General features: G+C 51.5%; 23 protein-coding genes. 9 read left to right on the top strand and 14 right to left on the bottom strand.

The genetic code is table 11. The annotated features are described in order from the left end of the window. Positions 1–53: 53 nt before the first annotated feature. Together HMPREF2608_RS07410 and tsaE are read right to left on the bottom strand one after the other, a co-directional pair. Positions 54–1301 (bottom strand): N-acetylmuramoyl-L-alanine amidase, encoded by a 1248-nt coding sequence (locus HMPREF2608_RS07410; protein ID WP_070826488.1) that lies wholly within the window; start codon positions 1299–1301, stop codon positions 54–56. After that, entirely contained in the window at positions 1289–1759 is a 471-nt protein-coding gene (gene tsaE / locus HMPREF2608_RS07405; RefSeq protein WP_070826487.1) for a tRNA (adenosine(37)-N6)-threonylcarbamoyltransferase complex ATPase subunit type 1 TsaE, read from the bottom strand. The genes HMPREF2608_RS07410 and tsaE overlap by 13 nt, the downstream gene beginning before the upstream one ends. Before the next feature lie 171 nt (positions 1760–1930). Here tsaE and pheA point away from each other — a divergent pair, with 171 nt between their 5' ends. The 3 genes from pheA (at position 1931) to prfH (ending at position 5191) form a co-directional block, all read left to right on the top strand. After that, entirely contained in the window at positions 1931–3019 is a 1089-nt protein-coding gene (gene pheA, locus HMPREF2608_RS07400) for a prephenate dehydratase (RefSeq protein ID WP_049323519.1), read from the top strand. Positions 3020–3416: 397 nt separating this feature from the next. Next, entirely contained in the window at positions 3417–4550 is a 1134-nt protein-coding gene (locus HMPREF2608_RS07395) for an RNA ligase RtcB family protein (protein WP_070826486.1), read from the top strand. 2 nt (positions 4551–4552) lie between these two features. Beyond that, complete coding sequence (gene prfH, locus HMPREF2608_RS07390) at positions 4553–5191, top strand: peptide chain release factor H (RefSeq protein ID WP_070826485.1); 639 nt, start codon at positions 4553–4555, stop codon at positions 5189–5191. A gap of 86 nt (positions 5192–5277) precedes the next feature. Here the strand turns inward: prfH and HMPREF2608_RS07385 are convergent, their stop codons facing one another. The 6 genes from HMPREF2608_RS07385 to HMPREF2608_RS07360 all read right to left on the bottom strand — a co-directional run bounded on the left by HMPREF2608_RS07385 (position 5278) and on the right by HMPREF2608_RS07360 (position 13380). Next, on the bottom strand, positions 5278–6507 hold the full coding sequence (locus tag HMPREF2608_RS07385; protein WP_070826484.1) for an HlyD family type I secretion periplasmic adaptor subunit: 1230 nt from the start codon (positions 6505–6507) through the stop codon (positions 5278–5280). Between the two features lie 88 nt (positions 6508–6595). Further along, the gene (locus HMPREF2608_RS07380) at positions 6596–8785 is read right to left on the bottom strand and encodes a type I secretion system permease/ATPase (protein ID WP_070826483.1); all 2190 of its coding nucleotides are present in this window, start codon (positions 8783–8785) and stop codon (positions 6596–6598) included. A gap of 42 nt (positions 8786–8827) precedes the next feature. Further along, positions 8828–10057, bottom strand: coding sequence for a TolC family protein (locus HMPREF2608_RS07375; RefSeq protein ID WP_070826482.1), 1230 nt, complete (start codon positions 10055–10057; stop codon positions 8828–8830). Between the two features lie 304 nt (positions 10058–10361). Further along, entirely contained in the window at positions 10362–11621 is a 1260-nt protein-coding gene (locus HMPREF2608_RS07370) for an RsmB/NOP family class I SAM-dependent RNA methyltransferase (RefSeq protein ID WP_070826481.1), read from the bottom strand. A 34-nt stretch (positions 11622–11655) separates the two neighbouring features. Next, positions 11656–12525, bottom strand: a complete 870-nt coding sequence (locus HMPREF2608_RS07365) for a DUF1853 family protein (RefSeq protein WP_070826480.1) — start codon at positions 12523–12525, stop codon at positions 11656–11658. Between the two features lie 39 nt (positions 12526–12564). Continuing rightward, positions 12565–13380: an RNA methyltransferase gene (locus HMPREF2608_RS07360; protein WP_070826479.1), complete on the bottom strand. Its 816-nt coding sequence runs from the start codon at positions 13378–13380 to the stop codon at positions 12565–12567. Between the two features lie 175 nt (positions 13381–13555). Here HMPREF2608_RS07360 and HMPREF2608_RS07355 point away from each other — a divergent pair, with 175 nt between their 5' ends. From HMPREF2608_RS07355 to HMPREF2608_RS07330, 6 genes are all read left to right on the top strand, one after another. Beyond that, positions 13556–14341, top strand: coding sequence for an inositol monophosphatase family protein (locus tag HMPREF2608_RS07355; RefSeq protein ID WP_070461469.1), 786 nt, complete (start codon positions 13556–13558; stop codon positions 14339–14341). A 263-nt stretch (positions 14342–14604) separates the two neighbouring features. After that, a complete protein-coding gene (gene proB, locus HMPREF2608_RS07350; protein ID WP_003683195.1) occupies positions 14605–15408 on the top strand; it encodes a glutamate 5-kinase in 804 nt (267 codons plus the stop codon). A 9-nt stretch (positions 15409–15417) separates the two neighbouring features. Further along, positions 15418–16668: a glutamate-5-semialdehyde dehydrogenase gene (locus tag HMPREF2608_RS07345; protein ID WP_070826478.1), complete on the top strand. Its 1251-nt coding sequence runs from the start codon at positions 15418–15420 to the stop codon at positions 16666–16668. A gap of 88 nt (positions 16669–16756) precedes the next feature. Then, positions 16757–17068 (top strand): Grx4 family monothiol glutaredoxin, encoded by a 312-nt coding sequence (gene grxD / locus HMPREF2608_RS07340; RefSeq protein ID WP_003681608.1) that lies wholly within the window; start codon positions 16757–16759, stop codon positions 17066–17068. 146 nt (positions 17069–17214) lie between these two features. Beyond that, on the top strand, positions 17215–17841 hold the full coding sequence (upp, locus tag HMPREF2608_RS07335) for a uracil phosphoribosyltransferase (protein WP_004519527.1): 627 nt from the start codon (positions 17215–17217) through the stop codon (positions 17839–17841). A gap of 97 nt (positions 17842–17938) precedes the next feature. After that, complete coding sequence (locus HMPREF2608_RS07330) at positions 17939–18256, top strand: DUF2322 family protein (protein ID WP_049335566.1); 318 nt, start codon at positions 17939–17941, stop codon at positions 18254–18256. 61 nt (positions 18257–18317) lie between these two features. Here HMPREF2608_RS07330 and trxA read toward each other — a convergent pair whose 3' ends face one another. The 6 genes from trxA to HMPREF2608_RS07300 all read right to left on the bottom strand — a co-directional run bounded on the left by trxA (position 18318) and on the right by HMPREF2608_RS07300 (position 24436). Then, positions 18318–18650: a thioredoxin TrxA gene (gene trxA / locus HMPREF2608_RS07325; RefSeq protein ID WP_070826477.1), complete on the bottom strand. Its 333-nt coding sequence runs from the start codon at positions 18648–18650 to the stop codon at positions 18318–18320. A gap of 126 nt (positions 18651–18776) precedes the next feature. After that, on the bottom strand, positions 18777–20342 hold the full coding sequence (locus tag HMPREF2608_RS07320; protein ID WP_049335567.1) for an ABC transporter ATP-binding protein: 1566 nt from the start codon (positions 20340–20342) through the stop codon (positions 18777–18779). An 85-nt stretch (positions 20343–20427) separates the two neighbouring features. Then, positions 20428–21981, bottom strand: a complete 1554-nt coding sequence (locus HMPREF2608_RS07315; protein WP_070588366.1) for a fatty acid--CoA ligase — start codon at positions 21979–21981, stop codon at positions 20428–20430. Positions 21982–22301: 320 nt separating this feature from the next. Beyond that, the gene (locus HMPREF2608_RS07310; RefSeq protein ID WP_070826476.1) at positions 22302–23087 is read right to left on the bottom strand and encodes a TatD family hydrolase; all 786 of its coding nucleotides are present in this window, start codon (positions 23085–23087) and stop codon (positions 22302–22304) included. 4 nt (positions 23088–23091) lie between these two features. Further along, positions 23092–23445: a PilZ domain-containing protein gene (locus HMPREF2608_RS07305; protein WP_003682949.1), complete on the bottom strand. Its 354-nt coding sequence runs from the start codon at positions 23443–23445 to the stop codon at positions 23092–23094. 10 nt (positions 23446–23455) lie between these two features. Further along, positions 23456–24436 carry a DNA polymerase III subunit delta' gene (locus HMPREF2608_RS07300; RefSeq protein WP_070826475.1) on the bottom strand — a complete coding sequence of 327 codons (981 nt, stop codon included), beginning with the start codon at positions 24434–24436 and terminating at the stop codon, positions 23456–23458.

Here is a 24436-nt window from a genome sequence, read left to right as displayed (position 1 = left end):
AAAAGATAAGGCCGTCTGAAAACTTTTCAGACGGCCTTTGTTTCATCAAGCCATTATCCGCGTCGTAAAACAGCGGTATTGATGTATTTTTGAATACCGGTGGCAATGGCTTGGGCGCATTGTTGGCGGAAGGATTCGCTGCCGAGTAGCCGCTCTTCGGTAGGGTTGGAGAGGAAGGCGGTTTCCACCAAAATGGACGGAACATCCGGCGCGCGGAGGACAGCGAAGTTGGCTTCGTCAACGCGGCCTTTGTGTAATTGGTTGAGTTTGCCCAATTCGGTCAAGACGGAATGGCCGAGTTTGCGGCTGTCACGCAGGGTCGCGGTTTGGGTCATGTCCAAAATGGCGTTGTCGACATTTGGGTTGCCGCTGGTTTGTACGCCGCCGATGGCGTCGGCGTTGTTTTGGGTTTGGGCAAGGAATTTTGCCGCCGAGCTGGTTGAGCCTTTGGTATTGAGCATATATACGCCGGTACCGCGAGCGGACGGGCTGGTAAAGGCATCGGCGTGGATGGATACGAATACGTCGGCATTGCGCGCACGGCCTTTGGCAACGCGTACGCCCAATGGGATAAAGATGTCTTCGTTGCGCGTCATGAATACGTTGTAACCCAAGGCTTCGAGGCGTTTTTTGGTTTCTCGGGCAATGGAGAGTACAACGTTTTTTTCTTTGAGGCCGCTCGGGCCGATTGCGCCGGGGTCTTCGCCGCCATGCCCGGGATCGATCATAATCACAGGACGGCGGTTGCCGCTGCTGCCGCGATTGTTTTTAGGGGCAGGGGTATCGTATGCGATATTGGTATTCGGACGTTGTTTGGGGACATTGCCGTTGAGCAAGGCCATCATCGGGTCGTTGGCATCTGCGCCGTGCGGATAAAGGTCGATAACCAAGCGGTTTCTGAAGTTGCCGACGGGGGTGAGCGCAAAGACTTGCGGATGGGTGCTTTGTTTGAGGTCGATGACGATACGCACGGTATTGGGCGTATTTTGACCGGCACGAATGCTGCGGATAAAAGGGTCGTTAGACAGCACTTTGCTGGAAATGCCTTGCAGGACGCTGTTGATTTCCGCGCCTTGAATATCCACGACCAACCGGCTGGGGTTGTCCAACATAAAATGTTGGTATTTCATCGAGTGGTTGCTCTCAAGGGTAACGCGTGTGTAGGCGTTCGCCGGCCAAATGCGGACGGCAAGGAATTGCGCAGGAGAGGCCGGTTTGGCCAATGCGGCACCAACGGGCGTGAGGGTGAGAAATAGTCCTGTGCCTTGACGGAGAATGTGTCTTCTAGTTAATTTGACCATGATTCTAAACTTTTTCGGCCTTGGTTTGTGTGGGCGGAAAAGGTGCAGGTTCTGCCCTTATCGGTGTACGTCAATGTAATGGTAATGTCTGCCGGAGGCGTGAATTCCCCACCTTGCTGCGGCCATTCGATGAGGCAGACGCTGTCGGGTGCAAACAATTCGTCCAAACCGGCATCTTCCCATTCCTCGGGCATGGTAAAGCGGTAGAGGTCGAAATGGTGGAGGGTGAATGTATCCAGCGGATAAGATTCGACAATGGTGTAAGTCGGGCTTTTAACTGCGCCCGTATGCCCCAGTCCGCGCAAAATCCCGCGTGTCAGCGTGGTTTTGCCTGCACCCAGTCCGCCTTCGAGATAGATGGTCAGCGGAGCGGAAAGCTGCTTGCTCCATTCTTCACCCAGTTGCAGGGCTGCTTCTTCATCGGGCAGAAAACGGGTGTACAGTCCGTTTGAGTGCATGGAATAGGCCTTGTCGTTCAAAAGGCTTAATTATGATGGATTTAGCGGCGTTTGCAAACCTGATAGACGATAAAGTTAGATAAAGATAGTGTTGAGGCCGTCTGAAAACGGAATTCAGACGGCCTTTAATGTTAAAATGAAAATATCCCTCACAAAATTGCGAGACAGCTTATGCCTTTATCCATAGACGAACAATTATTGCCGCACCGCAATGCCATCGACAGCATTGATGCGGAAATCCTCCGTTTGCTCAACGAGCGCGCCGGTCATGCGCATGCTATCGGCGAATTGAAAGGGACAGGCGCGGTGTACCGTCCTGAACGGGAAGTGGCCGTTTTGCGCCGGATTCAGGATTTGAACCGCGGCCCTTTGCCGGATGAATCGGTCACCCGGCTGTTTCGCGAGATTATGAGCGAATGTTTGGCGGTGGAGCGTCCGCTGACGATTGCCTATTTGGGCCCGAAGGGAACATTTACCCAGCAAGCTGCCATCAAACATTTCGGCCACGCCGCACACACCATGGCGTGTACCACCATCGACAACTGCTTCAAACAAGTTGAAACGCGTCAAGCCGATTATTTGGTGGCGCCGGTAGAAAATTCGACCGAAGGCTCAGTGGGGCGCACTTTGGACTTGTTGGCAGTAACTGCGTTGAAAGCCTGCGGCGAAGTGGTTGTCCGCATCCATCACAACCTGTTGCGTAAAGACAGCCACGAAATCGGCGGCATTACCAAGGTTTTCGCCCATGCCCAAGCCTTGGCGCAATGCAACGACTGGCTTGGCCGCAATCTGCCCAATGCCGAGCGTATCGCCGTGGCCAGCAATGCCGAAGCAGCGCGTCTGGTTGCTGAATCTGACAGCCCGAATGTGGCCGCCATTGCCGGACGTATTGCCGCGGAAATTTATCAGTTGAGCTTTGCCGCCGAGTGCATTGAAGACGAACCGAACAACACCACGCGCTTCTTGGTGATGGGTCATCAAGAAACCGGCCGCAGCGGCAACGATAAAACCTCTTTGGTCGTATCCGCGCCCAACCGTGCCGGTGCCGTTACTTCGTTGTTGCAACCTTTCACCGAGTTGGGCATTTCCATGACCAAATTTGAAAGCCGCCCAAGCAAATCGGTTTTGTGGGAATACCTGTTCTTCATCGATATCGAAGGACATCAAAGCGATGAAAATGTCCAAAAAGCCTTGCAGTTACTGGGCGAACGCGCTTCCTTCGTGAAAGTTGTCGGCTCTTATCCGACCGTTGTTTTGTAAGGATTATTGGGTATCAAAGGCCGTCTGAAAAGTTTTCAGACGGCCTAAATCATGTTCGCAATAGTTGCCATTTATGCAACATTATTGGCAGATTGATGTCAGTAAGTTTGCATGATTGGAAATGAACACTCTATAATCCGAACGTTTTTAATATTTTCATGCAAAGAAAGGAGCAAGCCATGACACGTAATACTTCAATCCGCTCAATCACATTCTTTGCAGCCCAAGCGTCGGTCTGATTTTCGGATAACGCTTTTCGCATTCCATGTCGCCCGCTTCGGGCTGCTTTCCCTACGATTATCGGCTAGAAACCAGGCCGTCTGAACATTTCGCAGACGGTGGATGCTTATTGTCATCTGTTGACGGTTTCTATCCGTTTTAAAGAAAGCATAAACACATGGGCAATTATCCCCATCATATTCAAATTATTGCCGATTCAAATACATGGATTGAAGGCAACGCTGTCGCACAGCTCGAAACCACCGCCCGATTACCGCATATGTTACGCGTTGCCGGAATGCCGGATTTACACGCAGGGCGCGGTTATCCGGTTGGTGCGGCATTTTTCAGCGACTGTCATTTTTATCCTGCCCTGATTGGGAACGACATCGGTTGCGGCATGGCGTTTTGGCAGACCGATTTACGCGCAGCCAAACTCAAACCGGCCAAACTCGCCAAACAGCTGGGCAATATCGATACGCCGTTGGACAAAGACGAACAGGTTGATTTGTTAGGCGACGCTGTCGATATGCGCCAATTTTCAGACGGCCTTGCCGTAGGTACGATTGGCGGCGGCAACCATTTTGCCGAGTTGCAAACCGTTGATACCGTTTATCGCGCCGATTTGCTTCCGCCCGATTTTGATGAAAACCATCTGCAACTGTTGGTGCATAGCGGTTCGCGCGGATTGGGTCAGCAGATTTTGCAACGCCATATTGCCGCCTTCGGGCATCAAGGTTTGGCGGAAGAGGGCGAAGCGGCGGCAGCTTATCTAGCCGAACACCAAGCAGCCCTGGAATTTGCCAGCCTTAACCGTCGTTTGATTGCGGCCAGAATGCTTGACCGTTGGCGCGCAGAAGGAACATGCCTGCTTGATGTCCATCATAATTTTTTGGAACAAACCGAGATTGACGGCACAATCGGTTGGCTGCACCGAAAAGGCGCAACACCCACCGATAAAGGCTTGGTCATGATACCCGGCTCGCGCGGCGATTACAGCTATCTGGTCCGACCTGCCGAAGACTGCCAAATTTCGTTGAATACCTTGGCTCACGGCGCAGGCCGGAAATGGCAGCGCGGCGAATGCAAAGGCAGGCTGTCGCACAAATATACTGCTGACAGCCTGCGCCAGACCGAATTCGGTAGTGTGGTCGTTTGTCAGGATAAAACTTTGATTTTTGAAGAAGCGCCGCAGGCTTATAAAAGCATCGACAGCGTTATTGCCGCCATGAAAAACGCTGGTTTGATTGAATTGGTCGCGCGGTTCAAGCCTGTTTTGACTTATAAAACCGGCGGCGAGTGTGGAGCGTAAAGATGAAACAGAATACACCAGCGGTTTATCTGCAAATTTCCACCGCGCAAGGACCGGCAGAGTGCCGTATATTTGCCCGTTTCGTCTTGGGCAAATTGCTTGCCGAAGCCCAAGCTAAAGGCATTGATGCCGAACTTGTTAACAAAACCGCCGATAAGTACGGTATTTTGTCGGCAACACTCAAATTGGCAGGGCAAAAAGCCGAAAGTTTAGCGCAAACTTGGCAGGGGACGCTCCAATGGATATGCCCCAGCCCAGTCCGCCCGAAACATCCGCGCAAAAATTGGTATATAGGCGTTTTCCGCTTGCCCGATATGCCGCAGACGTATGAAATGCCGTCTGAAAACGGAATCGAGTTTCAAACCTGTCGTTCGGGTGGCAAGGGTGGGCAACACGTCAATAAAACCGAGAGCGCCGTCCGCGCCACCCATAAAGAAAGCGGTATTTCCGTGCGGGTCGAGAGCGAACGCAGCCAGCATGCCAATAAAAAATTGGCGGTCATGTTATTGGCGCAAAAGTTGGCGGAGCATCATGCCGGACAGGCAGGAAATTTTGCGCAGGAACAGCACGCGCAACTCTATCAAGTTGAGCGCGGCAATCCGAAAAGGACGTTTATCGGAGCTACGTTTAAGGAGAAATAATTTATCTGCCGGATAAGCAGGCATAGTGAAAACATAAATCAAAGGCCGTCTGAAAACTTTCAGACGGCCTTTTATCGTTTTACCGATTAGCGTTCGCTTAGCGCTTGTTTCATACGCGTAATTGGTTTGATCAGGTATTGGAAGATGGTTTTTTCACCGGTTTTGATGTCCACCGTTGCAACCATACCCGGAATAATCGGCATAGGTTTGCCGTTTTTGTCTTTCAGGGAGTTGTTTTCAGTTTGGACGAGAACGCGGTAATAAACTTGGTTCGGGTCAAGTTTTAAGTCGTTGGCACGGTTTTGCATGGAATTGCTGACGGTATCGGCACCGACGAGGGTAACCTTGCCTTCCAAACCGCCGTAGATGGAGTAGTCGTATGCGCTGACTTTAACCAATGCAGGTTGGCCTGCGCGGATAAAGGCGATGTCTTGCGGACGGATATAGGCTTCGACCAGCAGTTTGTCGTCAACCGGGACGATTTGCATGATGTCTTCGCCTGGGTTCACAACGCCGCCGATGGTCGTGACTTTTATGCCTTTGACGATGCCGCGCATAGGTGCGCGGATTTGCGAGCGTTCAACCGGGTCGGCACGCATGGCAACGTTTTCTTTGGATTGTGCCAGCTCGGATTCGGCTTGCAAGAGTTCGTTGTTGGCATCGGCTTTGTAGCGGTTGCGGCGTTCGGAGATTTGGGTGGCCAAGTCTGCGGAATCGCGGCGCATTCTTAAAAGTTCGACTTCGGAAACATAACCTTCGGAAACAAGAGGAGCAGTAATGGCAATCTCTCGATCAAGTGCGGCCTTGCTTTGGGATAGGCCGTTGATGGCATCCACCATGACTTGGCGGCGTGCTTTGTAGGCGGCAATTTCGCGACGGCGAAGCTCAGGGCTCACGCTGTCTGGGAAGGAGAGCTTGGTGCCGTAGGCTTCAGCTTTAAGGCGGGCAATAGTGGCTTCGAGGTTTGCGACTTTGGCTTCGCTTTCGCGCAAAACGGCGGAGCTACGCGTGTCGTCGAGTTTCATCAGAATCTGATCTTTCTCGACCATATCGCCTTCTTTAACCATGATTTCGGTTACGATGCCGGGATCCAGGCTTTGGATTACTTGCTCACGGCTGCTGGGAATGATATTGCCGTTGCCACGGGTAACTTCTTCGACAGGGCTGTTGTAAGCCCAAATAACGAAGACAATCATCAGAATAAAAAACAGGATGATGACAATAAACTGGCCACTGTGTTTTTCTTTTTGAAGGGCGGCGTTGAGGTCGTTGATAAGGTCGAGATCTTTGGATTTGACGTTGTTTTCGCGGCTCATAATCGTGTGTCTTTATTGTGTTTGGTGGATTTTAACCATTAGGGCAGGCTGTCTGAAAGGGCAAGTAGGTTTCAGACGGCCTTTTGCTTTATTGTGCTGCCGATTGAGGGGCTGTGGCAGCTTGTTGTTGCTGTTGTTGTTTGACGTTGGCTGCTTTGGCCTGTTCGTTTTGCATGAGTTTTTGCAATACCAGGTCACGCGGGCCGTCCATCACGACTTTACCATTGTCCATCACAATGATGCGGTTGACGATTTGCAGCACTTGCGGACGGTGGGTCACCAAAAGCATGGTGCGGTTGCGGCCCCATTGGGCGATGGCATTGAGCGCCATGCGTTCGGTAGCTTGATCCAGGCTGGTGGTCGGCTCATCCAGCAGGACGACTTTTGGGTTGCGCAAGGTCATGCGCGCCAAGGCGATGATTTGTTTTTGACCTCCGGACAAGCCTAAGCCGTCTTCACCCAGAGGCATATCCAAACCGCGCGGATGGTTGCGGATGATTTTGTCGAGGCCGAAACGGTTGAGCGCAGTCAGTAAGTCTTGGTCGGTAGAGTAGCTGCCGGTACGCGCCAAGTCCATGTTTTCACGCAATGTGCCGAGGAACAGGCGTGGCGATTGGCTCAACAGCAGGAGTTGATCGCGCAGGAAGTTGGGGTCAAGCTGGCGCATATCGACGCCGTCAAGGGTAACGTTGCCTTTTTCAGTGTCGTACAGACCGCTGGCCAGTTTGAGCATGGTGCTTTTACCGCTGCCGATACGGCCCAAAATACCGACTTTTTCGCCCGGTTTAATGGTCAGGCGCAAATCTTCGACGGCGCTGTTGTTGTCGGCTTGATATTTGAACGATACGTTTTCAAAGGTAATACTGCCTTGAACATTGTCCAAAGTAATGTATTTTCGTTCCGGATTACGCTCGATAGGGCGGGTAACGATGTCGTTTACGCCTTTAAGGGCAAGTTTGGCCTGTTGGAAGCGGGTAGCCAAACCGGCGATTTGTGCCAACGGCGCCAAAGCGCGGCCGGACAGAATCACGGAGGCAATCAATGCACCCATGGTGATGCGTTCCGCATGGTTGTCAGCATGAATCAGATAGGTACCGACGACAACCAAGAAGACGGTATTGAGCTGCTGCATGGCAACGGCGAAGTTGACCATAAAGTTGCTGGTGTCTTTGACTTTGATGGAAGAAGCGGAAGTTTTGGCGGTGTATTCGTCCCAACGTTGTTGCGCCCAAGATGTGGCGTTGTTGGTTTTCAGGGTTTCGATGCCTTCGATAGCTTCAACGGCAAGGCCGGAGCGTTGCGAACCTTCTTTCATCGATTCATTGATGTGGCGAGAGAGCGGGCGTTGTACGACAAAACCGACAATCACGACAATCGGAATGATGGTCAGGGGAACGAGTGCCAGTTTGCCGCCGACCATGGAAATCACGAAGATAAACAGCAACAGGAAAGGCAAGTCGACGATGGTCAACAAGCTGGCACTGGTCATAAACTCGCGCACGGCTTCAAATTCGCGCAAATTGCTGGCGTATGAACCGGAGGAAGCAGGACGGTCTGCCAAACGCAATGCCATCACGCGACGGAACAGGGCGGAGCTGATGATCAGGTCAGCTTTTTTACCGGCAATATCGGTCAAATGACCGCGAATCATCTTGGCGGCAAATTCAAACAAAATCGCCAATACCACGCCGATGCTCAATACCCACAAGGTTTCATAGGCTTGGTTGGGAATCACGCGGTCGTACACGTTCATCACATACAGGGAGCTGACGAGCGCAAGGAAGTTAATGATGATGGTGGCCAAGATGACTTGGTAGTAGTAGCTGCGGAAACGCCAAATGACTTTCCAAAACCATGCTTTGGGCAAATGGTATTCAGGCAGCTCCGAGCGCATATCGGTCGCCATTTTGGGTTTGATAAACCAGCAGTAGCCCAAATACAGGCCGGAGAGCTGCTCGTGGCTGAGTTCTTGTTCCAAACCGTCAACCTGGCGGATATGGTATTTGCGGTCTTGGCCGGAACCTTCGATTTGGGTGATGACCGCTGCCTCTTCGTTGTGCAGGATAATCATGACCGGCACGGCGAGCGAGGGGATGTCTTCTAGATTGCGTTTGGATAAGATGTTTTCAAAGCCGTGGCTGCGCAGGACTTCGACAAGTGAGTGATAGTTGACCTTGAGCTTTTTATCGCGCACGACTTCGGCGGACAAAGCGGCTTCGGATACGGGCGCACCCAAAAGGCGGGTCACTAAAACGATGTGTTCAATGATGGCTTTCATATTTTTCGCGTAATGTTTTTGGTTTAACCGGCGGATATGGCTTTATTTTTTTGCCAAACCGACCCAAGCGGAGATTTTGGCCTGAGTATTTAAATAGTCGAGTGCCGCATCGCGGAAATCGTTGCGGGCGGCAACGTAATCCTGCTCGATGGAGGATAACTCGCTGTATGCGCTCAAAACATCGGTCAGCGTACGTCTTGCAACTTTAAATTGCATTTCATAGGCTTTGATAACATCTTTTTGAGCGAGAATATGTTGAGCTGTTAATGCGGTGCGCTGTTCACTTTCCTGCATATCGATGGCCGACGTTTGAACGCGTTCGTTCATGTCGCGAAGAATTTGTTCGGACTTGGCCTCGGCGGCAATCAATGATTTGGCATTGCGTTCCACATTGTGTCTTGCGGCAATATCCAGCACATTCCATGCAACGTTTAAATAAAGCTGTCTGGTGTTGCGCGTTGCACTGCCTTCCAAATTGAGGGCAGGCAGGCGTTCAGCTTTGGAAGCGTCCAAATCGGCACGGACGCTGTCGCGCTCGGCTAATTGCGCCTGATAGGATGGATTGTTGTTGCGATTGGGGGTGTTGAAGCGTTCGCTGATGGATTTCGCCGTGTCGTTTTTAAACGGATCTTCCAAATCGTTGGCGGTCAGTTGGCGCGAGGTATAGCGAGACAGGCGACTCAGCGCCAAATCCATGGTGCGGCGTTGTTGGGCGATAATGTTGGCTACTTGCAGCTGGCGTGCGCGCGCTTCAATCAGTTCAAAGTGGCGGCCGGCATCCTGTTTGACGATTGAGGTCAGGGTTTTTATGAGGGCGTTATGGCGCTCCAAAGTCTGTTCGTTGAGGATCAGGGTTTCTTTTGCACGCAATGCGCTCAGGTAGAGGCGGCCGATATCGCTGCCCAGCTGCTCTTGGCTTTCGGTGTATTTGTGTTGATAGTATTCTTCGCGGCTGCGGTCGCGGCGGACGGCGGCTTCAATCGCACCCCATGAGTAGATGTTCACGCTGCCGCGTACGCCGATACCGTCATCCATGTCGTTGCTGTTGTATTTATTGTGTTGCGCCAGCACTTTCGTGCCGGTCAGGGTAACGACAGGATAATGGCGCGCACGCGTGGCTTTGGTCGTGCTTTGCGCAGCTTCTTGAGTGGCTTTGGCTTCACGCACAATCGGATCGCTGATTAAAGCGTCCCTGAGGATGTCTTGCAGGCTGTATGCAGAGGCCGTCTGAAACGGCAACAGACAGCAGGCGACGGCAATGGCCGATGACAATAAACGGGGCTTTGTGGGTGAAGAATAAATATGCGACATGATTTTTAACCAAATGATTTATATATTATCGTTGTCTGTATCGGGTATCGCCTGAGGCATGACCGGGCGAATTTTGAACGAGAACACATACATTTACAAAGCATAAAGCATTTTTTCCAGCTTTTCACAATATTCTGATGAAAGGTCGAGATACATGCCTTAAAGTATATTATTGCAGAGCGCGACTATCGTATTTAATGATTTTAATGTAAAAAATCTATCAAAAAGGCCGTCTGAAAGGATTTCAGACGGCCTTTTTTCAACCTTAATCCTTACGTTGCAATACAGCGGCAAAGAAGCCGTCGGTTTGGTGTTCTCCGGAGTTGAGACGCAGGTATTTGCCGGTATCCAAATCGACCTTTAGGCTTTGCAGAAGTTCGGCGCAGTTGACGAGTTCAAATTCGGGATGTTCGGACAGGAAACGTTCGACTTGCAGCTCGTTTTCTTCCGGCAACACGCTGCAGGTGGCGTACACCAAGCGGCCTTGCGGTTTTACCAGTTTGGAGGCGGCATCGAGGATGCTGTGTTGCTGTTCCAAAAGGTTGGCCACGGTCTCGGCAGATTGGCGGTATTTGAGGTCGGGATTGCGGCGTAAAGTACCCAAACCGGAGCAGGGCGCGTCCACTAACACACGGTCGGCTTTGCCTGCCAGTCTGGCGATACGGGTATCGTGTTCACTGCTGATGCGTTCGGGGTGGATATTGGTCAGTCCGGCACGGGTCATGCGCGGTTTGAGGTTGGCAAGACGTTTTTCGGCGATGTCGAAGGCGTAGATTCTGCCTTTGTTGGCCATTTGCGCGCCGACAGCCAAGGTTTTACCGCCGGCGCCGGCACAGAAATCGACAATGATTTCGCCGCGTTTTGCGCCCACCAATAACGCAAGCAGCTGGCTGCCTTCGTCTTGAACTTCCAGTGTACCGTCCAAAAACAGATCGTGTTTGTTAAGCGCGATTTTGTTTTTCAGGCGGATGCCCCAAGGCGAATAAGGCGTTGCCTCTGCATCGGCACTTTCAGCTTGCAATAATGGCAGCACTTTATCTCGTTTGCCTTTCAAGGTATTGACGCGGATGTCGAGCGGGGCAGGTTGGTTGATGCTGCGGCCGAAGGCGAGGATTTCTTCTTCGCTCCAATGCTGTTGCAGCTGTTCTACCAGCCATTGCGGCAATTCTGCGGCGGTATTCAGGCCGTCTGAAAACTTGGTTTTACGGGCTTTCAAATTGCCGAGGAACTCTGTTTCTTCTTCATCAAGCAGGTCTTTGATTTGGCTGATGTTGGTGCTTCTGCCGAGAACCAGTGCGGCGAGAGCGGCTTTGCGCGGCTGCGCGTGCGGACGGCGCAGGGCAGTGCTGATTTTTTGATAGTGTCGCAGCGCGGCGAAGGCAGTTTCGGCGATTTCGTGGCGGTCTTGGCGGCCAAGCTTTTTGTGTTCGCGGAAATAGGCGGAGAGGACGACATCGGCAGGCTGTTTGAAAGTCAGCATTTCAGCCAAAACTTTGGCGGTATGGTCGAGTTGTGCGGCGTTCATAATGTAATGGGTTCTCTTAAGTTGGTAAAGGGTTTCAGATGGCCTTCATAATGCGTTCAATTTCGTGCCAAAAGTCGTCCGGCCGTAATTCTAAAACGGCAATCAAGCCTTGGTCGATACGGCGGATTTCGGTTGCGTTCAATGCTTCGGTTTCGGCAACACGCGCAGGGGCGAGATAGGCCATGCGGTCGATCAGGTGGTAGCGCGCTTCTTGGCGTTCAACCCCGTATTCCGCCCAATCTTGAATATAGACGCCGCGCCAACCGTATGGATTAAGCGGCGGCTCAAAAGCATGGAAACCGTGTGGGAAAAATCCGATGCCGCGCACGATGGATGCAGGGAGCGGATTTTCCGGCTGGCCTTGTGTCGCTAAGGTCGCTTTGCCTTGCGGCGTATGCAGCAGTTTGGATTGCTGCACCAGTTTGGCGGCTTTGTCCGTCAGCGTATCTTTAGGATTGAGGCCGCGCAGGTTTTGCACTTGGTCTCCGCCGTAGTATTTACACGCCAGCTCGATATGGTAGGGCTGTTGGTTGAGGGAAACGACAAAATCCGCAGCCCCCAAAGTTTGGCCGTCTGAAAAAACGGGCAGGTTGTAGGCATGCAGTTTGGCGTGCGGCGCGTTGGCAAACCAAAAAGCAAGCAGCTCTTCGGCATAAATGCCGAGACGGTGGCCGAACGGGGCGCGTTGGGCGAGGTGTTCCTTCAGCGGCGCGGGATTGGCATCCAATGCCAAAAGGTAGCGGAAACCGTGTTCCCCCAATAGTTCGCGCACGCTCAATTCGCAACCGCTTTGCCACAAAGGCGGCGCAGTCAGCAGTGAGGCGAGGTCGCGGACAGGTTGGCTGGTGAGTTTCCACCATAATGCGTCTAGGGCGTAATTCATGCTTATCCGAATATCAGTCATGCCGTCTGAAAAGCTAGAAACGTTTTCAGACGGCCTTAATCAGTCTTTTTTATGGATACGGTGGCTGACGGTATTGAAAAAACCGCGCAGGATATCGATGTCTTCGGTTTGCGTGTTGGCGCGTCCGAACAGGCTCTGCATACGGCGCATCAGGCGCTCTCCGTTGCGGCGGTTGAAAAAGCCGATGTCGTTCATCACGCTTTCCATGTGGGCGACCATGCCTTTGATTTGCTCATGGGTTGCGGCGTGGTCTTCTTGTTGAAGATGGGTCATGGGCGAATCGGTTTGGCTGAAGATTTCGTAGCACACGACCTGCACGGCTTGGGCGAGGTTGAGCGAGAAATAGTCGGGATTGCCGTTGATGGTCATCAGTCGGTTGCAGGCTTGTACTTCTTCGATGCTCAAGCCGAAAGTTTCGTTGCCAAAGACCAGCGCCACTTTCTCGCCTCGGTTGGCGGCCTGCAGTAATTCGGGCACCAAATCGCTCGGGGTTTGCAACGGCGCGGTAATTTCGCGGCGGCGGCTGGTCAGGGCGCAGGCGATGGTGGTGTCGGCAAGGGCTTCGTCCAAAGAGGCGGCAATGGTGGCATTTTCCAAAACGTCTGCTGCGCCGGAAGCGAGGATGAAACTTTCTTCCGGTAATTCAAATGATTGCGGGTGCTCTGGATCGAATACGGGCGGATTTTCCGTCATCGGCGTTGCCATCAGATTGGGGGCGACGATGGTCAGTTTGTGCAGGCCCATTGTTTTCATGGCACGCGCGGCAGAACCGATATTGGCGGGATGGCTGGTGCGCGTGAGGATGATGCGGATGTTGTCCAGATAAGCGGGCAGGGCGGGTTTTTCGGAAGTCATGTTTTATTTTCTGTTTGTTCGGGAATCAGGTATAATGCGCCATCTTTTTGTTTTCAGACGGCCTTTTTCCATGCCGTCTGAAATGTTCTTTAACAGCATCGGAAACGATTAACAGCCTCTTGTGTGCCTTGTTCGGCGCATTAGGGCGTATTTTACCTGAATTAGAAAGAAAACCATGAATCCGTTTTTAAATACCGCTTTCAAAGCCGCCCGTAAAGCAGGGCAAATGATGATTCGCGCCGCCGGCAATCTGGATGCCGTCAAAGTAGACAGCAAAGCATTCAACGACTTCGTTTCCGATGTTGACCGCAGCTCCGAAATGATTTTGGTGGAAGCGCTTAAAGAAGCCTATCCGCATCACAAAATCACTTGCGAAGAAGGCGGCTCCCACGGTAAAGCCACCGCCGAGTACGAATGGATTATCGATCCGCTCGACGGCACAACCAACTTCCTCCACGGCCATCCTCAATACGCTATCTCTATGGCACTCCTGCACAAAGGCGTATTGCAAGAAGCTTTGGTGTACGCACCTGAGCGCAACGACGTGTACATGGCATCCCGCGGCAAAGGCGCGTTGCTCAACGACCGCCGCATCCGCGTTTCCAACCGCATCGAATTGAACCGCTGCCTGATCGGTACCGGCTTCCCTGTTGTCGATCAAAGCATGATGGACAAGTATCTGGCGATTTTGAAAGATTTCTTGGCAAAAACCGCCGGTGGCCGTCGTGAAGGCGCGGCTTCTTTGGATTTGTGTGCCGTTGCGGCCGGCCGTTTGGACGGTTTCTTCGAGTTCAACCTCAAACCTTGGGACATTGCCGCCGGTGCATTGATTGTCCAAGAAGCAGGGGGTATCGTTACCGATATGTCCGGCAATGAAGGCTGGTTGGAAAGCGGCGATATTGTGGCGGCCAATCCTAAAGTATTGGCGCAAATGCTGAAAATTATTTCTGAACACCAATAAGCGTTTATAGGGAACAGTCTGTATTTATCTTTGCAGGCCATGTTCTCAACAATCGGTAAAAGGCCGTCTGAAACCTGAAATCGGGTTTCAGACGGCCTTTTGTTTTGTTGTTAACGGATTCGGATAAGAGCTGAAAATACGGCTTTTAAAGGAAGCATTTTTAATTTTGTCTGTATTTTCTATTGCTTCGCAGTTATGATGTGGATACGTTTGGCTGAAATAATGCCGTATGCAATCATAAAAATAGAAAGCAGAGGAGAATAATGAAACGAGATTTTGAAGCAGTAAAACGCATTGTCATTAAGATTGGAACCAGTTCTTTGGTGTTGCCAAACGGCAAAATCAATTTGGCAAAAATCGACCAACTGGCCTTTGTCATTTCCAGCTTAGTTAGTAAGGGCAAAGAAATTGTGCTGGTGTCTTCCGGCGCTATGGGCTTCGGGCTGAATGTCCTCAATATGGAAAAACGTCCGGCGGAAATGGCGCAGCAGCAGGCTGTTTCCAGTGTCGGCCAAGTGGCCATGATGAGCCTTTACTCGCAGATTTTTTCCCATTATCGGATGACGGTGTCGCAAATCCTGCTGACGCGTGATGTGGTCGAATATCCGGAAAGTTTGGCAAACGTTACCAATGCTTTTGAATCCCTGCTTTCCATCGGTGTCATTCCTATTGTCAATGAGAACGATGCGGTCAGCGTGGACGAGATGGACCATGCGACCAAGTTTGGCGATAACGACCGTTTGTCGGCAGTCGTGGCGAAAATCGTTAAAGCCGATTTACTGATTATGTTGTCCGATATCGACGGTTTGTTTGATAAAAATCCGGCCGTTCACGCCGATGCCAAGCTGCGCAGCCATGTGGCCGATATTACCGAAGAAATTATTGCTTCTGCCGGCGGCTCGGGCAGTAAGTTTGGTACGGGCGGTATGCTCAGTAAGATTAAGAGCGCGCAGATGATGTTTGAACATCACGGCCAGATGGTGTTGATGAACAGCGCCAATCCGCGCGATATTCTTCAGGTTTTAGATGGTGCGCCTATCGGAACGTGGTTTGCACAAGAGAAATAGGGAGGTTTGATGAGCTATATCGAACAGTTGGGCAAGAATGCCCAAAAAGCCAGTAAAACGTTAATCAGCTTGGGAAGCGTGGAAAAAAACAATCTGCTGCGTCAGGTTGCGGCGGCTTTGGTTGAACAGGCAGAGATGATTTTGGCGGAAAATGCCCGCGATTTGGCCGCTGCAAAAGAAAACGGCATTTCGGACATTATGCTCGACAGGCTGCGCTTGAATCACGAACGCATCAAAGGCATTGCGGAAGGCGTTGGGCAGGTTGCCGATTTACAGGACCCGATTGGGCAGGTTGTCCGCGGTTATACCAATTTGGACGGCTTAAAGATTGTTCAAAAACGCGTGCCTTTGGGTGTGGTCGCCATGATTTTTGAAAGCCGCCCGAATGTTTCAGTCGATGCGTTTTCACTGGCCTTTAAAACCGGCAATGCCATTATTTTGCGCGGCGGTCGCGACGCCATTCATTCCAATACCGCATTGATTGCCGTCATCAGGCAGACTTTGGTAAAAGCGGGAATGGATGCCGATGTGGTGCAGCTGGTTGAAGATACCAGTCATGCCGCTGCCGAGGAATTGATGCAGGCGGTTGATTATATTGATGTGCTGATTCCGCGCGGCGGTGCACGCTTAATTCAGACGGTGAAAGAGAAATCGAAAGTCCCCGTCATTGAAACCGGAGTCGGTAATTGCCATATTTATGTCGATGACAGCGCCGATTTGGAGATGGCGGTCGATATCGTCGTCAATGCGAAAACGCAGCGTCCGAGCGTGTGTAATGCCGCGGAGTCTTTGGTTGTCCACGAAAAGATAGCGGAAGCGTTTTTGCCCAAACTGGAAGAAGCCGTTGCCAAAGTGCATCCGGTCGAATTTAGAGCCGATCAGGAAGCATTGCGTATGTTTAAAAATGCTGTTTTGGCAACCGAGGAAGATTACAGTACCGAGTTTCTTGACTATATTATGTCGGTCAAGACAGTAAAATCGGTGGAAGAAGCCGTCGATTGGATTAACGACCACACGACGCATCACTCGGAAGCGATTGTGACCCAAAGCATTGCCCATGCCGAGTATTTCCAAGAAAGCATTGATGCGGCGGCGGTTTATGTCAATGCGTCCACTCGGTTTACCGACGGCTTTGTATTCGGATTGGGTGCGGAAATCGGGATTTCCACCCAAAAAATGCACGCTCGCGGCCCGATGGGTTTGGAAGCGCTGACTTCGACCAAATTCTATATCAACGGCAACGGTCAGATTCGACGTTGAGAAACGCCCCTCAATTCCATCAATTTGCGTATAATGGCGGGAAATTTGATTTTTCCCGAACAACCGATTTAGTAAAAAGGAACACACCATGTCCTCTATCCACGATCAAATCAAAGAAGTCGTTACCACACACCGCGTCGTATTGTTCATGAAAGGCACGAAGCAATTCCCGCAATGCGGCTTCTCTTCCCGTGCCGTACAAATCCTGAATGCGGCAGGTTGCACCGACTATGTGACTGTCAACGTATTGGAAAACGATGCCGTACGCCAAGGCATTAAAGAATACAGCGACTGGCCGACTATTCCTCAACTGTACGTCAACGGCGAATTTGTCGGCGGTTCTGACATTTTGATGGAAATGTACGAAGCCGGCGAACTGCAAGAATTGCTGAAAGCTTAATTATCCACAATATTCCGTAATGTAAAATTGTTGACAAAGGCCGTCTGAAACCCTGATTCAGACGGCCTTTCGCATGAATACGCACTTTGCGCGCCATGCGAAAAAAAGTATAATCCACCTCCATCAACGCAATTCGGAAAATCAACATGAACGTTACCGTTATCAACCACCCTTTAGTCCGCCACAAACTCACGCTGATGCGTGAAGCGGATTGCAGCACTTACAAATTCCGCACGCTTACCACCGAGTTGGCACGTCTGATGGCATATGAGGCCAGCCGTGATTTTGAAATTGAAAAATACATTATTGACGGCTGGTGCGGCTCTATCGAAGGCGACCGCATCAAAGGCAAAACGCTGACCGTCGTCCCGATTTTGCGTGCCGGTTTGGGTATGCTTGACGGCGTACTCGACCTGATTCCGACTGCCAAAATCAGCGTTGTCGGCTTGCAGCGCGATGAAGAAACTTTGAAACCGGTTTCTTATTTTGAAAAATTTGTCGACAGCATGGACGAACGTCCCGCACTGATTATTGACCCAATGTTGGCGACCGGCGGCTCTATGGTTGCCACCATCGACCTTTTAAAAGCCAAAGGTTGCCGTAACATCAAAGCATTGGTATTGGTTGCCGCTCCGGAAGGCGTAAAAGCCGTCAATGACGCGCATCCTGATGTAACCATCTACACTGCCGCGCTCGACAGCCACTTGAACGAACACGGCTACATCATTCCCGGTTTGGGCGATGCCGGCGATAAGATTTTCGGTACACGTTAATTGAAATGTTTAAGGCCGTCTGAAAAGTGTCAAACCTAAACTTTCAGACGGCCTTGTTATATGGTTTGCTTTAAAACCCACATCAGAAAGGACAATCATGAGCTTCCAAGATAATCTTGCCGCCATGCCTGCCATCGATCATTTGAGCGGCTTAGATATTCTCGACAAAGAGGGCAATGTGGTTCATCACATTCCCAATGCACCCGGCAAACAAGGCTCGCTCAAGCTTTACCATGCTTTGGCGCAAGAGTTTGGCGGTAAACTTGACGCAGCGGCGGCAGAACGCGGCCTGGCATGGTTTGCCGAACATGTTGCCGATGCCGAAGCCAATCCGGGCAAACATCCGAATATTGATTTGCTGTTTAAAGTGAAAGCTGAAAATGCCAGCCTGACTTTGAAACCATTGGCTGCTTAATGAATACAAAAAAGGCCGTCTGAAAACAATTTTCAGACGGCCTTTTTATATGCTTAAAGCCTCAAGCGATAGAGGCTTCAACGAATGCAGTCAGTTGACCTTTAGCCAATGCGCCGACTTTAGTGGCAACGTTTTTGCCGTTTTTGAACACCATCAGGGTAGGGATGCCGCGAACGCCGAATTTGGCAGGAGTGGCTTCATTGTCGTCGATGTTGATTTTAACGACTTTCAGACGGCCTTGGAATTCGGAGGCAATGTCGTCCAAGATTGGGGCGATCATTTTGCAAGGGCCGCACCATGGTGCCCAGAAGTCCAGCAATACAGGTACGTCGGATTTCAAAACGTCTTGTTCGAAGCTGGCATCGCTGGCGTGGATAATCAATTCGCTGCTCATGTTTGTTTCCTTTTGAATGGGGATCGATAAATATGTTGTTCAGGATAGTGGCAGACTGGGAAAATTTCAAGTGCCGCCACTCGGTAATAGTTTTTTTGAAATGCGTCTATCGTAATCCTTAAAGATTCAGACGGCCTCTTGGACCATGTGGCCGGAGTGGGCAATCAAATGACGTGTGTAGTCGCTGGCCGGATTGGCAAATACGCTTTCGCATTCGCCTTCTTCAACGACTTGACCGTCTTTCAACACCATCACGCGGTGGGAAATGGCGCGGATGACGGCGAGGTCGTGGCTGATGATGATGAAGGCGAGGCCGTATTCTTTTTGCAGGCCGCTGAGTAATTCAAGGATTTGTTGTTGCCATTGGACATCGAGCGCACTGGTTGGTTCGTCCAATACGAGGATTTTCGGGCGGACAATGATGGCGCGGGCGATGGCGAGGCGTTGGCGTTGGCCGCCGGAAAATGCGTGCGGATAGCGTTCGAGTGCGTCTTCGGGCAGGCCGACTTGTTTGAGGACTTCTTCGACGCGGCGGCGCATTTCTTCGCGCGGCATTTCAGGTTCGTGCACGCGTAAGGCTTCGGAAACGGTATCGAAGACGTTCATGCGCGGATTGAATGCGCCGAACGGGTCTTGGAACACCATTTGGATTTCGCGTCTCAATTCGTGTTTCCATGGTTCGCCGTTGACAATCAGGCTGCCTTCGGAATCGATAAGGTGCATAACGGCTTTGGCCAGTGTGGTTTTGCCGCTGCCGCTTTCGCCGATGATGCCTAAGGTTTCGCCGGATTTGAGGTCGAAAGAAATGGGGTTGAGAATGGTTTTGTCGCGTTTTTTAAACCAACCGTCCGATTCTTTGACGGAAAAGGCGACGTGCTCGGCCTTAAGTACGGTGGCCGGGTTTTCAGGCAAGGGGGCCACTCGGCGCGTTGTGCCGGCGTTGAGCAGCATTTTGGTGTATTCGTGCTGCGGATTGGCGAAGACTTCGGCTGCTTTGCCGGTTTCAAGGATGCGGCCGTTACGCATAACGGCGACATCGTCGGCAAAACGGCGCACGAGGTTTAAGTCGTGCGTAATGTAGAGCATGGTCATGCCGTGTTCTTCCTGCAGGCGTGAGAGCAGGTCGAGGATTTGGGCTTGAACGGCAACGTCCAAAGCAGTGGTCGGTTCGTCGGCAATCAGGAGCTTGGGTTGGGCGGATACGGCCATGGCAATCATGGCGCGCTGGCGTTGGCCGCCGGAAAGTTGGAACGGATAAGCCTGGGCTTTTTGCTCGGGCTGGTGGATGCCGGTTTCGTCTAGGAGTTCGATGGCGCGCGCCCATGCCTGTTTTTTATCCAAACCCAAATGCAGGGTCAGGACTTCGGCGATTTGTTCGCCGACGCGCATCACGGGGTTGAGGGCGGTCATGGGTTCTTGAAACACCATGCCGATTTCGCAGCCGCGCAGCTTTTGCAGGGCGCGTTCGGACTGGGTCAGCAGGTCGGTTCCGCAATATTTCAGACGGCCTTCAAAGCTAACCATCGGGTTGAGGCGCATAATGCCTTGCGACAATACGGTTTTGCCGCTGCCGCTCTCACCAACCAATGCCAGCTTGCGGCCGGGTTGCAAGGTCAGGTTGATATTGTGCAGGACTTGCTTGCTCGGAAAGGAGCCGTTTAGGTTTTCGATTTCGAGTATAGGTGTCGTCATGGTTGTGGCCGTCTGAAAAGGTTTGTGGAATACAGGTTGTTTTCAGACGGCCTGCATGAATCAAGAGGCCGTCTGAAACAGCGGTTTAGTCTTGAAACTGTTCTTTGAGTTTGCGTTTTAACACTTTGCCGGTGGCATTGCGCGGCAGCTCGTCTTGGAAGATGATTTGTTTGGGGATTTTAAAGTTTGCCAACAGGCCGCGCAGGTGGCTGCGGACTTCGGCTTCTTCCAGCTTCATGCCTTCTTTGAGTTGGATAAAGGCAATGATTTCTTCATCGGCGTATTGGTCTTTCACGCCAATGACGGCGGCGGCTTCCACGGCTTCGAGTTTGTAGATGGCTTCTTCGATTTCGCGCGGATAGACGTTTTGGCCTTTGGAGATAATTAGGTCTTTTTTGCGGTCGACGATGAAGATGAAGCCGTCTTCGTCTATGGTGACAAAGTCGCCGGTTTTCAGCCAACCGTTGACGATGGTTTCATCTGTGGCGTCAGGCATATTGAGGTAGCCTTGCATGACCGAGCCGCCTTTGATGATCAGTTCGCCCACTTCGCCGCGCGGCACTTCGACCAATTCGTCATCGACGGCTTTCACGGTCAGGCCGGGCAGGGCGACGCCGACGCTGGCGGTTTTTTGGCGTTCGGGCGTATTGACGGCCACGACGGGCGAGCATTCGCTCAAGCCGTAGCCTTCCAGCAATTTGGCACGCGGGAATTTGGCTTTGAAGTCGTCAATGGTTTGTCCGGCCAAAGGCGCGCCGCCGCTGATAAACAGGCGGACGCGGTTGAACCATCTGAAATACCAAGGAATTTTGGCCTTGCTCATGGCGGTGTAAATAGCCGGTACGCCGAGGAAAATGGTAGCGCGTTTGAGCAAAACCTGTTTCAACACGTTGGAGAACGGGAAGACGGATTTGACCAAAATAATCGAGCAGGCTTGATATATCGGCAGCAAAACCATGGCAGTCAGCGTAAAGCTGTGGAACATCGGCAAGAAGACGACGAAGCGGTCTTTGCTTGAAATTTGGAAAATTTGTTCGATGCCCGAAAGGTTGGAAAACAGGTTGCTATAACTGATTAATGCGCCTTTGGGATGGCCGGTTGTACCGGAGGTGTAGATAATGTGCGCCAAATCGTTGACAGACGGCTGACGGCTCAGATTCGGCTTGCCGGGGAATGTGCGTGCGGCATCGAAATAGCTGTCTTCGCCACTGGCGGCTTGGGTTTCGCCAATCCAGATGATTTTACGGACTTTGGTTTTGGCTTTGATGTTTTTGAGTTCTTTGGCCAACGGCGCGGAGGCGAACATAAAGTGTGCGTCGCAGTCATTGAGGATGTAGGAAAATTCTTCGCTTTTCAAAAAGACGTTGAGTGGGACGGCTACTGCGCCGATGGAAGTAATGGCGAAATAGGCGGCAATAAATTCGGGAGAGTTGGAAACGACAAGGGCGACCTTGTCGCCATATTGTACGCCTTCGTGTTGCAGATAGGCGGCGACGGTTTCTACTTCGTGTTTGAGGGAGGAATAGCTGATTTTTTCTTTGTCGTTGAAAATGACCGTGCCTTTACCGTTTTTTTGGCAGGCGGCTGTCAACATGGCGTAAAAATTAGAGTGGGTGTGCATTTCGGAGTTCGTGTCCATATTGTGTCGATGGGTGTACGGTTTCGATGAACCGTTTATTTCGAAGGATAGGTTTTACATCCTATCGGTAAAATAAGCAAGAGGCCGTCTGAAAATACTTTCAGACGGCCTTGAGCTTTGCTGGGCTTAGGAAAGCAATATTTTGAATTTAAACTTATTTATTGTGTTGATGGGAATATTCCCATTCTTCAAAGTTTGCCGTTCGGAAGATAGCGCAAGCCGATTGCGTTTCTGTCTCAAGCCATTTCGAGTTTACCGTTGAGTTTGAGGCAGAATCCTGATGACGGATTGGCAGAGCCAATGTTTAGAGACTTTGAGACCTAGCCATTGTTCAGACGGCCATCGGGTACTTTCTTAAACAGGCGATAGAAATTGTCGCTGGTGTTTTGTGCCAATGTTTCCAAGCTCTCGCCGCGCAGATTGGCTAAGAACTCAGCCGTATAGCGGACGTAGGAAGGCTCGTTTTGTTTACCGCGTTTGGGAACCGGCGCGAGGAAGGGTGCATCGGTTTCTACCAAGATTCTATCGGCTGGGACGTATTTGGCGGCTTCCTGAATCAGCGGTGCGTTTTTAAACGTCACAATGCCGGAGAAGGAGATGTATAACCCTAAATCCAAAGTGGCTTTGGCAAAGGCGACGTCTTCAGAGAAGCAATGAATCACGCCGGAATTAGTGTGGCATTCTTTCAAAATCCGCAACGTGTCTTCGGCTGCATCGCGCGTGTGGACGATAACGGGCAGGCCGCTTTCGTTGGCTGCTTGGATATGGTCGGCAAAGCGTTGATGTTGCCATGACAAATCGCCTTTGCACCAGTAATAGTCCAAACCGGTTTCGCCGATACCGACGATTTTCGGATGTTTGGCGGCCTCTACCATTTCGGCAATGGTAAATTCTTCTGCTTCTTGGCTGTCGGGATGTATGCCGATGGTGCAGTAGATGTGGTCATTTGCCTGAGCAATGTCGAAGACTTCGGCAAAACTTTGTTTGCTGACGCTGATGGCAAGCGCCTGTTTGACGCTTTGCGCTTCCATATTGGCAAAGACTTCGGGCAGGCGGTCTTTTAAGCCGTCAAAGTTGAGATGGCAATGTGAATCGATTAAATACATGGTATTACAGGGTAAAAGTAGTGCGGTCGCTGCGCAGGCGCGGGCCAAGCTCGGCTTCGATCAGGTTTTTTGCCTGCAGGCAGCTTTCGTGTTCGGAGAATGCAAGGCCTACGCCTTTGGGGCGATGGGCCGAGGTGCGCGCCGGATTGATCCAAACGACTTTAGTTGGCAGGAAGCGTTTGGGATAGTCGGCGATTTCGACGGCCAAGAGGATGTCTTCGCCTAGTGAGAATACGTCATCGGTCGGTACGAACAGGCCGCCGTGTTCTAAAAACGGCATATAGCAGTTGTACAACAGATTGGGGTCTTTGAGTTGCAAAGCCAACATCTTCGCCGGAATGTCTTTTTTATTCATCATTTATTACCTGTTAGGGTTTGTTTTGCCAAAAATCCAAATATTCGATAAGCAGATACTCAAGCTGCATTTTAACACTCAAGGTATGGTATCCGTAAGGGTTGAGCGCATTCAGACGGCCCAATAGGGCAAACAGCTTGCGTGAATCGGTTTTAGAGGCCGTCTGAAGCAGGGCTTGGGCATGGTGCGGATAATAAAGCGGCGCCATGTTTTGTTGTGCCAAGCCGACATCCATCAGCCACTTTTGCAGCCAGTCGATGAAAACGGCCAGCGGTTGTTTTTGTTTGTCGAACGCGGCGGCGTAGTCGAGTATGGCTAACAGGCGCGGGGCGGCCAGCAGCGTCAGCAACTCTTCGCGCAATGCGTCCAATTCGGGAGTCGGCGTGAATAAAGGAGCGCCGCTGTGGAATGCCAACAAGGCTTCTGCATTTTCCATGCCCTGTTGGTGCAGGTATGCCGCAGCCTGCTCATGGGTAGGCGAGGGCAGCACCAACTGGCGGCAACGGCTTTTGATGGTGGGAAGAAGTTTGTCGCGCGCATGGGTAACGAGCAGGAAAACGACGTGTTGCGGCGGCTCTTCCAGAGCTTTCAACAAACCGTTTGCCGCCTGTGTATTCATGCTTTCGGCCGGATGTACCAATACCACGCGCAGGCCGCCTCGGACAGCAGTCAGGTAAATGTTTTCCACAATATCGCGCACGGCATCGATTTTGATTTGTAGGAGTTTGCGCCCCGTTGCCTCGCCTTCGGGCATTTCCGGCGTGAGTTCGTAAAAGTCGGGATGCGTGTTTTGGCTGAACAAATGACACGAAGCGCACTCGCCGCAGGGTTCATGGCCGGACTTGGGCGATTCGCACAGCAATGCCTGCGCGACAAAGCGGGCAAACTTGGTTTTGCCGGTATTTTCTTTGCCGGTAAACAGCCAGGCGTTGGGACGGTTTTGCCAATGGGCGGCGAGCTGTTGCCATTGTGTTTCATGCCATGGATAAATCAT

Source organism: Neisseria sp. HMSC064D07 (assembly GCF_001837185.1).
GTDB lineage: Bacteria > Pseudomonadota > Gammaproteobacteria > Burkholderiales > Neisseriaceae > Neisseria > Neisseria flavescens_C.
The sequence above is the reverse complement of the archived record's forward strand: the minus strand, read 5'-3'. Positions and strand labels throughout refer to the sequence as shown.

What these genes read in the sequence shown, in the direction of transcription:
- HMPREF2608_RS07410 (WP_070826488.1), bottom strand. Translation starts at nt 1,301, where the DNA reads ATGGTCAAATTAACTAGAAGACACATTCTCCGTCAAGGCACAGGACTA.
- tsaE (WP_070826487.1), bottom strand. Translation starts at nt 1,759, where the DNA reads ATGCACTCAAACGGACTGTACACCCGTTTTCTGCCCGATGAAGAAGCA.
- pheA (WP_049323519.1), top strand. Translation starts at nt 1,931, where the DNA reads ATGCCTTTATCCATAGACGAACAATTATTGCCGCACCGCAATGCCATC.
- HMPREF2608_RS07395 (WP_070826486.1), top strand. Translation starts at nt 3,417, where the DNA reads ATGGGCAATTATCCCCATCATATTCAAATTATTGCCGATTCAAATACA.
- prfH (WP_070826485.1), top strand. Translation starts at nt 4,553, where the DNA reads ATGAAACAGAATACACCAGCGGTTTATCTGCAAATTTCCACCGCGCAA.
- HMPREF2608_RS07385 (WP_070826484.1), bottom strand. Translation starts at nt 6,507, where the DNA reads ATGAGCCGCGAAAACAACGTCAAATCCAAAGATCTCGACCTTATCAAC.
- HMPREF2608_RS07380 (WP_070826483.1), bottom strand. Translation starts at nt 8,785, where the DNA reads ATGAAAGCCATCATTGAACACATCGTTTTAGTGACCCGCCTTTTGGGT.
- HMPREF2608_RS07370 (WP_070826481.1), bottom strand. Translation starts at nt 11,621, where the DNA reads ATGAACGCCGCACAACTCGACCATACCGCCAAAGTTTTGGCTGAAATG.
- HMPREF2608_RS07365 (WP_070826480.1), bottom strand. Translation starts at nt 12,525, where the DNA reads ATGACTGATATTCGGATAAGCATGAATTACGCCCTAGACGCATTATGG.
- HMPREF2608_RS07360 (WP_070826479.1), bottom strand. Translation starts at nt 13,380, where the DNA reads ATGACTTCCGAAAAACCCGCCCTGCCCGCTTATCTGGACAACATCCGC.
- HMPREF2608_RS07355 (WP_070461469.1), top strand. Translation starts at nt 13,556, where the DNA reads ATGAATCCGTTTTTAAATACCGCTTTCAAAGCCGCCCGTAAAGCAGGG.
- proB (WP_003683195.1), top strand. Translation starts at nt 14,605, where the DNA reads ATGAAACGAGATTTTGAAGCAGTAAAACGCATTGTCATTAAGATTGGA.
- HMPREF2608_RS07345 (WP_070826478.1), top strand. Translation starts at nt 15,418, where the DNA reads ATGAGCTATATCGAACAGTTGGGCAAGAATGCCCAAAAAGCCAGTAAA.
- grxD (WP_003681608.1), top strand. Translation starts at nt 16,757, where the DNA reads ATGTCCTCTATCCACGATCAAATCAAAGAAGTCGTTACCACACACCGC.
- upp (WP_004519527.1), top strand. Translation starts at nt 17,215, where the DNA reads ATGAACGTTACCGTTATCAACCACCCTTTAGTCCGCCACAAACTCACG.
- HMPREF2608_RS07330 (WP_049335566.1), top strand. Translation starts at nt 17,939, where the DNA reads ATGAGCTTCCAAGATAATCTTGCCGCCATGCCTGCCATCGATCATTTG.
- trxA (WP_070826477.1), bottom strand. Translation starts at nt 18,650, where the DNA reads ATGAGCAGCGAATTGATTATCCACGCCAGCGATGCCAGCTTCGAACAA.
- HMPREF2608_RS07320 (WP_049335567.1), bottom strand. Translation starts at nt 20,342, where the DNA reads ATGACGACACCTATACTCGAAATCGAAAACCTAAACGGCTCCTTTCCG.
- HMPREF2608_RS07315 (WP_070588366.1), bottom strand. Translation starts at nt 21,981, where the DNA reads ATGGACACGAACTCCGAAATGCACACCCACTCTAATTTTTACGCCATG.
- HMPREF2608_RS07310 (WP_070826476.1), bottom strand. Translation starts at nt 23,087, where the DNA reads ATGTATTTAATCGATTCACATTGCCATCTCAACTTTGACGGCTTAAAA.
- HMPREF2608_RS07305 (WP_003682949.1), bottom strand. Translation starts at nt 23,445, where the DNA reads ATGATGAATAAAAAAGACATTCCGGCGAAGATGTTGGCTTTGCAACTC.
- HMPREF2608_RS07300 (WP_070826475.1), bottom strand. Translation starts at nt 24,436, where the DNA reads ATGATTTATCCATGGCATGAAACACAATGGCAACAGCTCGCCGCCCAT.